A 15,695-nucleotide genomic window follows, 5' to 3' on the forward strand; every position below is an offset into this window, starting at 1 on the left:
TAGTGGCTAGTAGAACTAAGTTAGCGACGAGGAATGTCATGGCAACTTTGATTGTCAGTATCTTGATTTTTCCGTTGCAATTTATTAATAGATATTACATGGTTCGCTACTTGGGAGTTACATATTTAGGGATTACTTCCTTGTATAGTAATATTCTAAGTGTATTATCTCTAGCAGATTTAGGAATTGGAACCGCTATTATTTTTATGATGTATCGACCACTTGCTGAAAATGATCGAAGAAAAATAACAATCTTGATGCGTTATTATCGAACAATATATAGAATTATTGCAATTATAATTTTTACATTAGGTATATTTGTGATACCATTTTTAAGAGTCTTTTTACATTCATCAATTAATTATCCGCACGTATATATTATTTTCTTTGTTTATTTAATGGGGACAGTTACAAGTTACTTGTTCTCTTATAATCAATCTTTACTATATGCTGATCAACAAAATAGAATTTACTCATGGATTAATTTGGCTGTATGTTATGTGATGATGATAGTACAGATTGTTACAGTAAAACTATTTAAGGACCCAATTTTATATGCGATTTTATATGTTTTTACAAGTTTTGTAACTAATCTATTTGTATCGTTTTACGTAAATAGAAGGTATAAGCTAGATTATAAAAAATATCGTGAAAAACTTTCCTACGAAGAGTTAAAAGAATTGTTCGCAAATGTTGTAGGAAATATGTTTTTACGAATGAGTGGGGTAATTGTAACTGGGACAGATAGTATGCTTCTTTCAGCCTTTACTAATGTTGTGCAAGTTGGTTTCTATGCAAACTATTTAACGATTATAAATGTAATTCAGCAATTAATGACAAAGGTTATTGGTGCATCAACTGGGAGTATCGGAAATTATTCCATTGAGCAAGATTCATCAGAGGCGGAAAATCTTTTTTATAAACTACAATTCTTGAATTTTATAATTTTAAATTTTGCTTGTCTTAGTATTATGTTTTTAAGCAAAGATGTAATCACTATTTGGCTTGGTGGAAAATATGTTTTACCTAAGCTAGATGTATTCCTAATTGCTCTTTCGTTTTATTTTATGAATTATCGAATGCTAGGGTGGAATTTTGTCGCTGTTTACGGACTTGCTAAATATATGAAACTATTTTCTGTTAATGAAGTTATTGTTAATTTTGTGGCATCTTTTATCTTTTTGAAATTTATACATTTAGGAATTGCTGGTGTTGTGCTTGGTACAATTTGTTCAACTATTTTGACAGTTGGCTGGCAAGATCCATATATAATTTTTCATTATGGATTTAAGGCAAAAGTTTTATCATATTTCAAACAATACCTAGTTTGCTTATTTGCATTTTTCTTAGAAATGTTAATCTTGTTTGTATTTGATAGGACGATAAATGTCACTATTAATAATGTTTATATTCATTTTTTAATGTGCCTTTTTGAAATTATTATAATTGGAATAATTATGATAGCTATAGTTTTCCATCGTACTAATGAATTTAAGTTTATGTTAGGTTTGATAAACAAAATTGTTAAGAGAATATAGATTGTGGTTATTTAAGCGAGGTTAATTTTATGATTCCTAAAAAAATATATTACATCTGGTTAGGAGGTACCCCCCTTAGCTTGAATATAAAGAATAATATTGAAAGCTGGAAAGTAACTAATCCAGATTATGATATTGTGAGGATTGATGAAACTAATTTTGATATATCTAAATATTGTTTTATAGAAGATGCGTATAATTCTAAAAATTGGGCTTTTGCCAGTGATTTAATTAGACTAGTTACGATTTATGAAAATGGTGGATTTTATTTTGATACTGATGTTAAATTATTAAAATCCTTAGACCCATTTTTGAAATACAAAAGTATATGGGGAATGGAAACACCAGGTCTCATAAATAGTGGTTTAATAATTGGCGCGGAAAAAAAGGACAAACATATAGGTAATATTATAAATGTATATCAAGAATTAAATTTTGATCCTGATAATATTTATGATTTTGTAACAACACAAATTATTTCTAATTATTTTACCAAATATGGGCTAAAAATAAATAATCGCTTACAAGTATTGGATGATTATGTGTATATTTTTCCGTCAGATTATTTTGCTCCTTTACACTGGTGGGGTGGTGGCCATATCACGAAAAGAACTGTTGCCATTCAGCAATATAGTAAAAATTGGGGAGACTCAAATAGAATGAGTAATAGTGGAAAGTTTGTTAGAAATTTCTATCATCATTTTCCTAAAACATATCTCTCATTAAAAAAAATAAAAGATATGTTTTAGTGTTGATTAGCATATGCTAATCTTCTGTTTTTTTATTTATGCTAGGAAGGGAATTATGGAAGCAAGTAAGAGACAATCTAATATTGAAATGCTAAGAATAGTTTTAATTTTAATGGTTATTATCTTGCATTATTTGAATGGTGAAATGGGTGGTGCTTTATCACATTCAAAGATGACAGAACTATATGTAAGTCATTTTATGGAATCGCTTTGTATAGTGGCTGTGAATACTTTTATTCTAATCACGGGCTACTTTTCATATAAGAAAAATAGCGTCAATGTGAACAAAACTGTAAAATTGTTCCTTATAATGTTTTTTTATGGTCTAGTATTGACGATGCCAATATTATTTTATAAGGGAACTTTGATGAGTCTAAATGGAATATGGATGATTATTACGTTAAGTTTTAGTCAGTGGTTTGTTGTTATATATTCCATCCTTTATTTACTGATTCCTTATATTAATAAATTATTGGGAACTATTTCAAAACGTCAATTACAAATTTTATTAATGATAAATTTCATCTTCTTTTACTGCTGGCCAACATTTTTTACTAATGTAACTCTTGCTGATTCGGGGTATGGAATTATTAACTTTATTAATTTGTATTTAGTAGGGGCATATATTAGGTTATATAATGTAAATATAAGCAAGTGGTTTTATCTACTCATCTATTTTATCACTACTGTTTTGACGTTTGGATTTAGTATAGTTGCAGATCGCGCTTATAGTTATTCTTCAATTTTTAATTTAATTAGCAGCATTGCGTTATTTGAATTTTTTATTCACATAAATATTGGACATCATAATTGGATTAATCAGCTAGCAACTTACACATTTGCAGTATATATTATTGACGTTAACGTTCCATTTAATAAATTGTTATACCGTCAAGTATTCCACTCTAATCTATATTGGAATAGTAATTTATTGATAGTTAATCTAATTATTACTACAATCGGAGTTTATTTAATTTGTATCGCAATTGAATTTCTAAGAAGGATACTATTAGATAGGCTATTTAATATGGGAATAAGTAAAATTAAGTGGGAAATTAGTGTCTAGAAATGATCTACTTAATAAAAATAGTAGGAATGATAAGAGAAAACAAAGATTAAAAAATGAAAATTTTACAATTTTGGCTTCAAAATGTGCTGAAGGAGTAATATATCCTAAATTAGGTCTAAAGTTTTTGTCAACAACTATTAATCTTTGGTTTAAAACATCTGATTTTTTAAATTCTGCACTTTTAATTAAGAAAAAAACTCAAAATTAGATTATCCAGTTGGTATCTTTAGGTGATAAAAAATGAAAATTAAGTTATATTTTCTACATTATATGTCATTTTAAGATGCCATGAGTAAATGAGATGAAAGGAAGATAAGAGTAAATTTATCTAACTTTTTATCATAGTGACGGACCGAGATGGAGCGAATATTGGGATGCTGAAGGAATTTGATCAGTTACCATTTGAGAACAAAGTGATATTAACTGGTAAAAGTAAATTGGATGATTTCGATTTTGTTGAGTTTTTAAACGGTAAGGGTAATAAGCTCTCTGACATAGGTCTAATTAAAGTTGTGACTAAGTGAAGTCCATCATAACAAAAATATTTCTTATACTCGTAGTGCTAGTACATAATACTTAATAAAAAAGGATAATACAAGTAAACTCTAAGTGATTAAACTACAAATGGGGGCTTAACTAAGTTAAACTACTTTCAGCGTAAATAAATATGTCATGAATTTTAAGTCACTTCTCTCCATCATGTTAAGTTGTCCTAATTTTATTATCTTGGCATTTCACTGCTCAATGTAATTCAATTGTGGTAAACTTGATGATACTTATTTTTTGCGCTTATAACTGATTCAAGCTGAATGAGGAATTGCTTCCTAGAGTCAGGTTACCGGATTATTCATTCGTTTTGGATCTAACGTACCATTATTTAGAATGATCACGATTTAACCGCCTTGAGCAGTAATTATTATTAGTCATTTAGCTTATAAGGCGAGGATTGTACTACTCGATCCCCGTTTGAGTTTTCTACAATTAATGTGTCCTTATATTTTGAGTATCTGCCGATATTGGACGTAATGCAACAAAGAATTTATGATTTTAAGGCCTATAACTATATTGTTACAAAGAATTTTATCTAAGATACCAAAGAAGGATCAGAATTAACAATTGATTAACGTAAGTGTGATTTGATAAGCTTTTTATTTCTAAAAAAGATGTCGCTCAACCAACCTTGACCGAATTTGAAAAGGATAATCCGTTTGTTTACGGTGAGATTTAAGCGAGGCCGTTATGGAAACATTTAAGAATATTATCGTTACCGGTGGGGCTGGCTTTATCGGTTCCAACTTTGTTCACTATGTTGTTAACCACCACCCGGAAGTCGAACATATTACGGTTCTTGACAAGCTAACTTACGCTGGGAACCCCGCTAACCTTGATGGCTTGCCAAAAGATAAGGTTGAACTCGTAGTTGGGGACATTTGTGATAAGGACTTAGTTGATAAGTTAGTTAGTCAAGCTGATGCGGTCGTTCATTATGCGGCGGAAAGTCATAATGATAACTCCTTGATTGATCCAACTCCATTTATTCAAACCAACATTGTCGGGACTTCAGTTTTAATCAATGCTTGTCGGAAATATGATGTCCGTTACCACCATATTTCAACCGATGAGGTATATGGGGACTTACCATTACGGGAAGACTTACCAGGTCATGGTGAGGGCAAGGGGGAGAAATTTACTCACGAATCACCATACCGCCCCTCCAGTCCTTACTCTTCATCAAAGGCTAGCTCCGACTTATTAGTGCGGGCGTGGGTGCGGTCATTTGGTTTACGGGCGACAATTTCCAACTGTTCCAATAACTACGGTCCTTACCAACACATTGAAAAGTTCATTCCTCGTCAGATTACCAATATCCTAAGTGGTATTCGACCCAAGCTTTACGGTTCCGGCAAGAATGTTCGGGACTGGATTCACACGAATGACCATTCGCGGGCAGTATGGGATATTTTAACCAAGGGTAAGATTGGTGAGACCTACCTCATTGGGGCTGACGGTGAAAAGAATAATAAAGAAGTGCTTGAAATGATCCTCAAATTAATGGGTCAGCCAACAGATGCTTATGACCATGTTAAGGATCGTCCTGGTCATGACTTACGGTATGCCATTGACGCAACTAAATTGCGGACGGAATTGGGGTGGGAGCCTGAATTTACTGACTTCAAGACTGGCTTACAACACACCATTGACTGGTATACGGAACATCAAGACTGGTGGAAAGATGAAAAAGCGGCCGTGGAAGCAAAATATGCGAAAAACGGTCAATAATTGATAAATGAAAAGAGTCGTGATACCGCAAAGACGGAGAATCACGACTCTTAGTTTAAAGACAACAGGAACAAATATGGAAAGAACATTGAGAGCTGTTGCCATCTAAATTATAACATTCATGAAGGAGAAACTAATGACAAAGATTTTAATCACGGGTGCTAATGGACAACTTGGTTCTGAATTACGGCATCTATTAGATGAACGTGGAATTGCATACGACGCCTTTGATTCAAAACAATTGGATATCACTGATCAAGCCGTTGTGAATGAGAAGATTAGCGTGCTTAAGCCGAAAGTGATTTATCATTGTGCTGCTTATACCGCCGTTGATAATGCTGAAGATGTTGCTAAAGACCTCAATTGGCAAGTAAACGTAGATGGAACCCGTAATATTGCGGAAGCCGCTAAACAGGTTGGCGCTAAAATGGTGTATATCAGTACGGATTATGTTTTCGATGGGACCAACAAAGGTGAATATGAGGTTGATGCGCCCACTAATCCACGGAATGAATATGGTAAAGCTAAACTTGCCGGTGAAAAAGCAATCCAAGAAATCTTAACTGATTACTACATCATTCGGACATCCTGGGTTTTTGGTAAATACGGTAAGAATTTTGTATACACAATGCTTCGTCTTGCCAAAGACCATGATCAGCTCACCGTCGTTAACGATCAATTTGGCCGCCCAACGTGGACTAGAACCCTAGCAGAATTTATGACTTATTTGGTCGATCATGATCAGCCATTCGGTATTTACCAGTTATCAAATGAAAATAGTTGTTCCTGGTACGAATTCGCTACCGAGATCTTAAAGGATAAAGATGTTGAAGTCGCTCCTGTTGATTCCTCAGCATATCCAGCCAAAGCTTACCGTCCTCGTCATTCAGTTATGAGCTTGAAGAAGGCAGAAGACACTGGGTTTGAGATTGTGGATTGGCAGACTGCGTTGAGTGAGTTTATGGGAGGGATTAAAGAGTAGAATGAAAACGGCTTGGACGCTGTTTTTTTGTGTGGTATACTTTGAACATATGTTTGAGTTTGATAATTATGCATAGGGGGAGTAAGGATGTATTTGAAGAGCCTGTCAATAAAAAATTATCGAAAATTTGAAAGTTATGGAGAATCTGGTGAAGGTCAGATTTTCAAGTTTGCACATAGTAGGTGGCCAAAAAATATGACTAGTGCAAATAACGAAAATATTGAAGAAACGGAAAAATACATTTCACAAAGCACCTCGTTATTAGTCGGAAAGAATAACGCAGGAAAAAGTACTGTTATTAAGTTATTGAATGTATTACAAAGTAAAAGATGTGGCAGTCGAAACGCCTTTAGCTATACCGATTTTAATTTGAACTACTTACATAAATGGTATGATGAATATATTTTAAATTCTTCATTGGATAAGAAAATCTCACCTAAAGATTTACCGTATATGGAATTTGAGCTAAAAATTGGGATAGATGATGGAAATGATAATATCTCAAATTTTAAAGATGTATTGGTCATTGGCGGCTTAACTGAAATAGAGAATAATAATGTAGACGCGGATATTGCCGAAGTGACGATTATAATTAGATATGAAGTTGCAAATGCAGAAAAATTTATAGCTGAATTAAATATCTTAAAGGAGTCTGAATATAATAAAGACAATAGTAAAGAAACCTCATATTATAAAGAACTAAACTATCGGAAATTTTTAACTCTTTTTGATGATGATTATTATATTCTCAATTTTTATCCTCTTGAATCAGATGAACCAGCTGAGCAGTTTTCGCTAGTACCATTGCTTAAAGTTGATGTTGTTGAGGCAAACACTATTAAAAATGCTGATACTTTATCAAAGGCATATAGTAAAATCGTGCTAACGTATGCAAAAAATAATCATTTAGATGGCATTAATGAAATAGTCGATAGCTTAAGTTCTCAAATCAAAAATATGGTAGATGAAAATGTTAAAGGGATTTTACAAAATGCTGTTTCAGCAATTGAATCATCAAGGAATCTACAGATGAATCTATATCCAGATGTTACTTTAGAAAAGATCTTTACTAATAACATAATTTATGAGTACCAAGAAAATAGTAATAATATTCCAGAATCTCAATATGGAATGGGTTACACTAATTTGATGGTAATTATTGCTAAAATTGTCGATTACCTTGAGCTTTATAAAGAAGATGATATTAATGGTGCCATCAATATACTTTGTATTGAAGAACCTGAATCATTTATGCATCCGCAAATGCAAGAACAATTCATAAAGAATATTGCAAAAGCAATTGCCATGCTTTTAGGAAAAAAGAATGAATTTGATACCTTTCAGCTTTTAATTACTACGCACTCTTCGCATATACTAAATAGTAAAATTCAATCTGGAAATACGCTCAATAATATTATTTATTTAGGTTCGCCTAATGGTCAAAATATAATTGTAAATATTATGGATGAAATTTTAATAGATGGAGAAGATAAAAAGTATGAATACATTAAAAAGTATTTACGTTTAGAGGCGATTGATGTCTTTTTCGCTGATGCTATTATTTTAGTAGAAGGGATGTCTGAAGAAACTTATCTGAGATACCTTATTGATAAAGAGGAGCTAAATACATATCATATTAAGGTTTATAGAATAGACGGCGCTTTTGCCCATAAATTTATTAGCCTATTAAAACTCATCAAGGTGAGAACTGTTGTATTAACTGATTTAGATATAAGAAGAGAGAAAGATGACAATAACAAACCTATAGAGGACAATATAAAGGATTTAGCGGGGTATTGTGCAAATAGCAATGACTGTTTAACGACAAATGGTGCACTAAAGGCATTTATAAAACAATCTAATAATATTGCTGACGATGATAACAACGCTATAAACGAGGAGATAGTTGATTCTATTGGCGAAAAGGAATATCTAAGAATTAAACTTTCTGAAACTGACATTTCTATTTACTCTCAAGGAAAAATTAATGGTAGTTATGCTACTAGCTTTGAGGAAGCTATTATTTTAACTAATGGTAAAGATCGTAATCTTCAAAGTTCCCTCATAACTTTGTTAGGTGATATCCATCCTCGGGCATACTCTCAAGAAAAATTAGAAAAGGAATCTTTTTTAGAAAATTCATTTAAATACCAGTATGGGATAGCAAGTGCACAAGGAAAAGAAAAATTTTCAACTGACTTAGTCTATTATCCAGTAATAAAAGATGGTTTTATGATAAAAGAGCCTGAATATATTTCTTTAGCATTGCAAGAGTTACGTGAATCTTTTGAGGAAAAGTAATATGAAAAAAGAAATTACTGAGGCAAATCGAATTGAAGAGTTAGAAATTCAAGAACAAATTAATAACTGTTTAGATGAATTTAGAAGTTTTTGTTTTGATGCTGGTGCAGGTGCTGGGAAAACATATGCTCTTCATAAATCTATTGAATATATTTTGCAGGGTAAAGGTAAAAATTTAAGAAATCGTAACCAAAAAATTCTATGTATTACATATACTAATGCAGCAAAGGAGGAGCTTATAAATCGAATTGGTCATAATTCGGAGGTAGTAATTTCTACTATTCATGAATTTTTATGGAATTTTATTTCAGTACAACAAAGAATGCTAGTTGAACAGAATAAAAAGGCTATTGAAAATGAGCAAGCAAAAATTAAAGAATTAGAAGATAAATTCTTGAAGAAACATTCATTAGATAAAAATGTATTTGAAGAGAAAATAAGTAATGAACAATTTTTAAATGTTTTTTACTCAAATTATAGTAAAAAAGCTACTCCTTTTAAAACACCTGTCATAAATTATGATGTTTTTTTTGATAAGTGTTTTGGTAGCGTTGATGAATTTAAGAAAGTAGTCAGAAGTGTCAATAAATTAGATAGCTATCAAGAAGCTTTAGAAAAACATCCAAATGAAATTAAGGTTGAGTATAATCCGACTCGAAACAGAGATGACTTGGCAAAATATATTATTAGCCATGATTCTCTATTAGAGTATTGTAAAAATATTATTGAAGAAAATAATATTTTGCAGCGTTTATTAGTGAATAGCTATCCCTATATATTTATTGATGAGTACCAAGATACTGATAAAAAAGTAATTGACATTATTAGCAGTGCTAAAGAATATGCTAGCAATAAAAACAAAAAATTCGTAGTTGGATATTTTGGAGATTCATTACAAAATATATACGAAAATGGGGTTGGAAACCTACCAAAGAAAGATAAGTATACGCTTATTCGAAAGAAATTCAATAGACGTTCTACTCATCAAATTATTTCTGTTATTGGAAAAATCAGAAATGATGGATTTAACCAGAAATCGATTTATAAAGATAATAATGGTGATTTATGTAGATTTTATTTATCAAGTAATGAGGTTGATCTGGAAAAATTCTTAAAACAACACAGACTTAATGTGAATACTGCATGTTTACTGTTAAAAAATAAGGATATTTGTGAAAAGCGTGGTTTTGAGAAGCTATTAGCTGTAATATCTGAAACGCCGAGATTTAGTGGGGGTAATCGGGGCAATCTTAATAGCGAGTTCTTGCAAAAGAACGAGCAATATATTGGTTGGTTTTTTCGTGAAATTCTAAGTTTTATTAAATTTATAATTAGAATTTTTGACGATAATTCAACTGTAAATAAACTTATTGATTCTACGTCGAAGTCCACTAGTCATATTACATTTAATGAACTAAGTAGATTCATTAAAGCTATCAGACATGAACTAGCTAATTGTGAAACAATGGCTTTGGGAAACTGCATAGAAAAGGTAAACAAAATAGATAGTAGTATTATCAGAAAAATTTTCTTTATAGATCATAAGGTTGATGACCCTATGTCTTTTATAAAAAATAGTGCATTCGAGTATTTGTATTTCCAAAATGGGGAATATTCAGAATTCTTAGATAAATTTTTCGAAATCAAATTCAATCAATTTAAGAACTGGTATGATTACATTTACGATGAAAATATACATACAGGGATAAGCTATTATACTCTGCATGGTTCTAAAGGACTTGAGTTTGAAAATGTTGTCGTCGTGTTACAAGATGATTTTGCACGGAAAAAAGATTATTGCAGATACTTTTTTTCAAATTTTAATAATACTAGGAGTCTTAATAATAAGGATCAAAAACGATTTAATCAAGTGCGGAATCTTTTGTATGTTGCTTGTTCGAGAGCAAAGGAACATTTATATGTGATATACGAAACCCAAAATTATAAAGATTCAAATTTAGTTAAAAATATTAAGGATATATTTCCTATTGTTGAAGATATTAATACGAATTAGGTAATTAGGAGTTAATCAAGTTAAAGAAAGAGGTATTGTATGTATTCGGCAGTACTAAAATACTTATTTGATCACCTACCAGAGATCAATTCTCAAGATTCGTCAGGCTTTTTGCCGTGGCCAAATAATGTACAAGAAGAGTAGTGTCACGAATAGGAAATCCTCATGGAGTTCTCAAGAACAGTCCTACGGAAATTTTTGCTTGAGTTTAAGAATATATATTGAGGACAAAGCGAGAATTAACAGATAATAAAACAGTTAAAAATAATGATAAATAAGGTGCATATTATGTCAAGAAGTATTGAAGAAAAAGTGGAAGAATATTATAAAGCAAAATTTGACGAATATAGAATTAGACATTTTGGAAAAACAGAGAATGTTAATAGTGATATTTCTAATGCGTTAAGTAAAGCAGAATCTAAGTCAGGAGGAAAAGGAAACAATTATCCAGATATTCAATTACTACTAGAAGATAATCATTCACGTAGAATTCCTGTCATAATTGAAGCTAAGGGTGGAAAGAATAAGCTTGAAAAGTTAGATAAGAACGGACGAATTGTTCAAGAAACAGTTTTTGCTTCCGATTCTAAACCTAATGCGAAAAATCCTCATAAAAAAGGTGACAAAAATTATTCAGCTATTACTACCTATGCTACTAATGGTGCTTTACACTATGGTAAGGCTATTTTGAAGTATTCTAATTATGAAGAAGTATTAGTGATTGGAGTTAATGGAACTACTTTAAACAATAGTGGGCAAGTCATAAATCCAGAATGTAAAGCTTATTATGTTTCTAAAAAGAATAATTTTGTACCCAAGCATGTTGAAGTATTAGATTCATCTTTAGTCCTTTTAAAAAAGAACAATATAAATAAACTTTTTCAAATTTTTGATAATTTAAATTTAACAGAAGAAGAAATTGAATCAATTAAAGCTACTACAGAGAATGAATTAGAATCTAAAATTAAATCCATTCACCAACGCTTGTATGATGATAAATCATTAAAGACTACTTTAAGTACTAATGACAAGTTATATGTATTTACTGGTTTAATTATGGCTGGACTTGCAACTAATGGGGTTAAGCGTTTAGAAGTATCAGATTTAAGCTCTAATGATAGTGAGACTTGGAATGACGGCTCAATAGTTCTAGAGCATATCAAAGTATTTTTAACTGCTCGTCATGCAACAACCGATAAAATAGATTTAATTACTTCTTTATTAGGTAATGTTTTTAAAAATAAAACAATGTGGCAGCCGTCAAATGGAGAAAGTTTAATTAAGAGTTTATTTGCTCAAATCAGTCAAGATATTATTCCATTACTTGAAAGCAATCTACATTTAGACTTTACTGGCAAGATTTTAAACTCGTTGAGTGATTGGGTTTCAATTGATAACGATAAAGCTAATGATGTGGTCTTAACTCCAAGTTATGTAACTCATTTTATGGCTAGACTGGCAAGAACTAATAAAGATTCATTTGTGTGGGACTTAGCAATGGGCTCAGGTGGTTTTTTAGTTTCAGCAATGGATATTATGATCAAAGATGCTGAAAGTAAGATTCAAGATAAAAATGAATTAGAAGAAAAAATAACAAATATTAAAGAAAATCAGTTACTTGGTGTTGAAATTCTTGGTAATATTTATATTCTTGCTGTTTTGAATATGATTCTCATGGGTGATGGTTCGACCCATATGTATAGAGAAGATTCACACAAGTATTATGAACAATTAGGTGAAGATTTTCCTGCTACTGTCTTTTTATTAAATCCACCATATTCTGCAGAAGGTAAAGGCTTTATTTTTGTACAAGAAGCTTTATCTCAAATGACAGAAGGATATGCAGCAATTTTAATTCAAGAAAATGCTGGTAGTGGTAATGGCTTGCCATATACTAAAAATATCTTGAAGAATAATACATTAGTTGCTTCAATTCGTATGCCTAATGATCTTTTTAGTGGAAGAGCAAGTGTTCAAACTGCTATCTATGTATTTAAAGTAGCTGAACCACATGATAAAGATAATCTAGTGACTTTTATTAATATGTCAGAAGATGGTTATACTCGTCAAAATCGTAAAAAGTCTAGTCAAGAAGTTAATCTACGTAATACTGACCATGCAAAAGAAAGATATGCGGAAGTAGAAGCTATTCTTTTAGGCAAAAAGCCACAAACAGATTACTACACTGAAAAAAATGGAAAAGTAATAAAAGATTCTGTTTCGTTAGAAGGTAATGATTGGACTTTTGGACAACATCAAGTTATTGATACTACACCTACAGAAGATGATTTTAAGAGGGTCGTTGCTGAATATTTAGGCTGGAAAGTTAATGAACTACTAAAAAGTACTGGTGAAGAAAATGACAAAATTTAAAAAAGTTGCATTAGCAAGTAGTTATTACTCACGTGGTAAATTTATAAAGGTTTCTGATGATGGAATATTTCAAATATGTCCAACTAAAAAGAAAATAAATGCTAATACAATATCTTTTGGTGGTCATTACCCTTATGTAACACGAGGAGAGGGGAATAATGGAATTAGAGGGTATATAAATCATCAAAAAAAGTATTTAAATCCTGCTAATACTATATCATTTGGACAAGATACAGGAACTATGTATTATCAGGATAAAGAATATTTCACTGGTGATAAAATACAAATATTCAAATTAAATCCTAAGTTAAATAAAAAGTTAAACTATAGAATTGCTCTATATTTAATAGCAACTGCTAGAAAAATATTTAGCACTTTTACATGGGGCCAAGATTCATTTGCATTAGAAAACATTTCATCGCTAGAAATAGAGTTGCCCATTAATTTGAAAACCAATGAAATTGATTTTCAATATATGGAAGATCGAGTGAAGGCACTCGAACAAGATCGAGTGAAGGCACTCGAACAAGATCGAGTGAAGGCACTCGCAAACTATTTAACTGTTACTGGATTAGATGACTATGAATTAACGGATAGTGATAGAAAGGCTTTATCCTATAAACCAAAATTTAAAGATTATAAAATTTGGAATATTTTTCAAGTCGTTAATACACATAGTATTTTAAAAAGTCAAGTTGAGAAGTTGCCTGAAGGCAATACGCCATATTTAACTGCTGCTGAAGGTAATAATGCAGTGTTTTCATACATTAATTGTCCCGAAGAATGGATAGATGAAGGAAATTGTGCTTTTATAGGTGGCAAAACAATGGTGGTTAGTTACCAAGAAAAAGACTTCTGTTCAAATGATAGTCATAATTTAGCATTGTATTTTAAGCAAGATAAGTATAGAACACCATTAATTCAACAATATTTTGTTGGTGCAATTAGAAAAGCTTTATCTCAAAAGTATAGTTGGGGTGATTCAATTTCTAAAACAAAAATCAAAAAGGATACTATTTCTTTACCTGTAAACAATCAAGGAAATATTGATTTTCAATACATGGAAAGCTATATTAAAGCAATCCAGAAGCTAACAATAAAGAATGTAGTAGAGTATAAAAACAAAGTGATAGATAAGACAAAAGAAGTAATAAAAATCAAGAAAAGTTAAAAGAAAAATTATATTGCTACCTAAAATATCAATTTGCATCGTTAGTAAAACTGAAGGACAATTACCTGTATCTGAACTATTCAATGTACTTAAAGTAAACGTTAAAGGAATTACATCTGACTATCAAAAATATACCCAAAAGAAACAATTTGGCATGCAAAAAAGAAAAACTTTTATTCATTATCTGAAGTGGATAAACAAGCGGGGTTAGTAGCAGATAAAATGATAGCAATAACTTCTGACAATTAGCCACATAAAGACTACGAAGTGATTGGTGATACTTTTTTGGGTATTTGTTGCATCAAAGAATGCACTGAGTGATATTGGGGCTAGCCTAAAAAACGTTATTAATGGTGAGCTTGGTGGGTATTCTAAAATTAATATAACGCAAAGACATTAGCAGTTAGGCAAATGAAAATGGATGCCGCTAATCAAGATGCCAATACGGTAATCGCTATAAGACTAAATCAAAGCGCTTCTGGTAACGGAAACAGTGACAATATGCTTACTTTTAGTGCCTATGGGACTGCTATTAAGTTTATAGAATAGCTTTTTCCATCATGATACTTTAATATACCAATTTCTAATATTACAGTAGCAAAAGAGGCTGTTGATTTTATAACTTCTCAGGACAAATGTTGGATTATTAAAGGAGATTTTAAGTATTTTTTTGATAATTTGAATTATAAAATGTTAAAGAATCAGATACAGCAATTATTGGATGATACATATGACCAAGCATATATTAGAATGCTTAAATCCATTATGAATTATCGATTTATTACAAAGAAAACTTTCGAAAAGCAGTTAACACGTGCTGGGGTAGATTTTCCCTACAGAAGAATAGAAAACAAAGCATACACCAATAATTTAAGGCAATTAGGTAATTTGTTGAAGCAAGGAATAATAAACTTATCACCGAAAAATCGTATAGGAATACCACAAGGAACAGCGGTTAGTGCAGTTTTAGCGAACATATACATGATCCAATTTGATTATCTGTTAGCTGATACAATTAGCAAATATAATGGAATTTACAGAAGATATTCTGATGATTTTATTATAGTAATTCCCCAGAAAGATATGTAAGCAGTCAATAACAGTACGTATTGAAAAAAATGTGATCATGAGCTACCGAAAATGGTAATTCATGATCCCTGTTGTTAATGTCTTAAGACCTAGTTGAGTGCGTGAACAGAGCGAATGCACGAAACAAAA

Annotated in this window: 12 protein-coding genes and 2 pseudogenes; all 14 read left to right on the forward strand. The window is 31.2% G+C overall.

The features are described 5' to 3' along the window. Nucleotides 1-2: 2 nt before the first annotated feature. The 14 genes and pseudogenes from DTK66_RS08385 to DTK66_RS08450 all read left to right on the forward strand — a co-directional run bounded on the left by DTK66_RS08385 (nucleotide 3) and on the right by DTK66_RS08450 (nucleotide 15,566). Nucleotides 3-1,538 (forward strand): lipopolysaccharide biosynthesis protein, encoded by a 1,536-nt coding sequence (locus tag DTK66_RS08385; protein WP_191668378.1) that lies wholly within the window; start codon nucleotides 3-5, stop codon nucleotides 1,536-1,538. Between the two features lie 29 nt (nucleotides 1,539-1,567). Continuing rightward, nucleotides 1,568-2,287, forward strand: coding sequence for a glycosyltransferase family 32 protein (locus DTK66_RS08390; RefSeq protein WP_191668379.1), 720 nt, complete (start codon nucleotides 1,568-1,570; stop codon nucleotides 2,285-2,287). A 55-nt stretch (nucleotides 2,288-2,342) separates the two neighbouring features. After that, complete coding sequence (locus DTK66_RS08395) at nucleotides 2,343-3,353, forward strand: acyltransferase family protein (protein WP_191668380.1); 1,011 nt, start codon at nucleotides 2,343-2,345, stop codon at nucleotides 3,351-3,353. Further along, a complete protein-coding gene (locus tag DTK66_RS08400; RefSeq protein ID WP_191668381.1) occupies nucleotides 3,346-3,564 on the forward strand; it encodes a DUF1919 domain-containing protein in 219 nt (72 codons plus the stop codon). The genes DTK66_RS08395 and DTK66_RS08400 overlap by 8 nt, the downstream gene beginning before the upstream one ends. Nucleotides 3,565-3,700: 136 nt before the next feature. Further along, complete coding sequence (locus tag DTK66_RS11180) at nucleotides 3,701-3,880, forward strand: DUF1919 domain-containing protein (protein ID WP_191668382.1); 180 nt, start codon at nucleotides 3,701-3,703, stop codon at nucleotides 3,878-3,880. A gap of 629 nt (nucleotides 3,881-4,509) precedes the next feature. Next, a pseudogene (locus tag DTK66_RS08410) lies at nucleotides 4,510-4,584 on the forward strand (dTDP-4-dehydrorhamnose 3,5-epimerase); the annotation flags it as partial. 11 nt (nucleotides 4,585-4,595) lie between these two features. Beyond that, nucleotides 4,596-5,636 (forward strand): dTDP-glucose 4,6-dehydratase, encoded by a 1,041-nt coding sequence (rfbB, locus tag DTK66_RS08415; protein WP_191668383.1) that lies wholly within the window; start codon nucleotides 4,596-4,598, stop codon nucleotides 5,634-5,636. A 136-nt stretch (nucleotides 5,637-5,772) separates the two neighbouring features. After that, the gene (gene rfbD, locus DTK66_RS08420; RefSeq protein WP_191668384.1) at nucleotides 5,773-6,618 is read left to right on the forward strand and encodes a dTDP-4-dehydrorhamnose reductase; all 846 of its coding nucleotides are present in this window, start codon (nucleotides 5,773-5,775) and stop codon (nucleotides 6,616-6,618) included. 87 nt (nucleotides 6,619-6,705) lie between these two features. Then, entirely contained in the window at nucleotides 6,706-8,919 is a 2,214-nt protein-coding gene (locus DTK66_RS08425; RefSeq protein WP_191668385.1) for an AAA family ATPase, read from the forward strand. Nucleotide 8,920: 1 nt separating this feature from the next. Next, nucleotides 8,921-10,933: a UvrD-helicase domain-containing protein gene (locus DTK66_RS08430; protein WP_191668386.1), complete on the forward strand. Its 2,013-nt coding sequence runs from the start codon at nucleotides 8,921-8,923 to the stop codon at nucleotides 10,931-10,933. A gap of 288 nt (nucleotides 10,934-11,221) precedes the next feature. Continuing rightward, nucleotides 11,222-13,306, forward strand: a complete 2,085-nt coding sequence (locus DTK66_RS08435) for an HsdM family class I SAM-dependent methyltransferase (protein ID WP_191668387.1) — start codon at nucleotides 11,222-11,224, stop codon at nucleotides 13,304-13,306. Continuing rightward, complete coding sequence (locus tag DTK66_RS08440) at nucleotides 13,293-14,477, forward strand: restriction endonuclease subunit S (protein ID WP_191668388.1); 1,185 nt, start codon at nucleotides 13,293-13,295, stop codon at nucleotides 14,475-14,477. Before DTK66_RS08435 ends, DTK66_RS08440 begins: the two co-directional genes overlap by 14 nt. A gap of 396 nt (nucleotides 14,478-14,873) precedes the next feature. Further along, nucleotides 14,874-15,026, forward strand: a pseudogene (locus DTK66_RS08445) (heavy metal-binding domain-containing protein); the annotation flags it as partial. A gap of 141 nt (nucleotides 15,027-15,167) precedes the next feature. After that, a complete protein-coding gene (locus DTK66_RS08450; RefSeq protein ID WP_191668390.1) occupies nucleotides 15,168-15,566 on the forward strand; it encodes an RNA-dependent RNA polymerase family protein in 399 nt (132 codons plus the stop codon). Nucleotides 15,567-15,695 lie beyond the last annotated feature (129 nt).

The sequence above is a fragment of the Limosilactobacillus walteri genome (assembly GCF_014830205.1).
GTDB lineage: Bacteria > Bacillota > Bacilli > Lactobacillales > Lactobacillaceae > Limosilactobacillus > Limosilactobacillus walteri.

What these genes read in the sequence shown, in the direction of transcription:
- DTK66_RS08390 (WP_191668379.1), top strand. Translation starts at nt 1,568, where the DNA reads ATGATTCCTAAAAAAATATATTACATCTGGTTAGGAGGTACCCCCCTT.
- DTK66_RS08395 (WP_191668380.1), top strand. Translation starts at nt 2,343, where the DNA reads ATGGAAGCAAGTAAGAGACAATCTAATATTGAAATGCTAAGAATAGTT.
- rfbB (WP_191668383.1), top strand. Translation starts at nt 4,596, where the DNA reads ATGGAAACATTTAAGAATATTATCGTTACCGGTGGGGCTGGCTTTATC.
- rfbD (WP_191668384.1), top strand. Translation starts at nt 5,773, where the DNA reads ATGACAAAGATTTTAATCACGGGTGCTAATGGACAACTTGGTTCTGAA.
- DTK66_RS08425 (WP_191668385.1), top strand. Translation starts at nt 6,706, where the DNA reads ATGTATTTGAAGAGCCTGTCAATAAAAAATTATCGAAAATTTGAAAGT.
- DTK66_RS08430 (WP_191668386.1), top strand. Translation starts at nt 8,921, where the DNA reads ATGAAAAAAGAAATTACTGAGGCAAATCGAATTGAAGAGTTAGAAATT.
- DTK66_RS08435 (WP_191668387.1), top strand. Translation starts at nt 11,222, where the DNA reads ATGTCAAGAAGTATTGAAGAAAAAGTGGAAGAATATTATAAAGCAAAA.
- DTK66_RS08440 (WP_191668388.1), top strand. Translation starts at nt 13,293, where the DNA reads ATGACAAAATTTAAAAAAGTTGCATTAGCAAGTAGTTATTACTCACGT.
- DTK66_RS08450 (WP_191668390.1), top strand. Translation starts at nt 15,168, where the DNA reads ATGTTAAAGAATCAGATACAGCAATTATTGGATGATACATATGACCAA.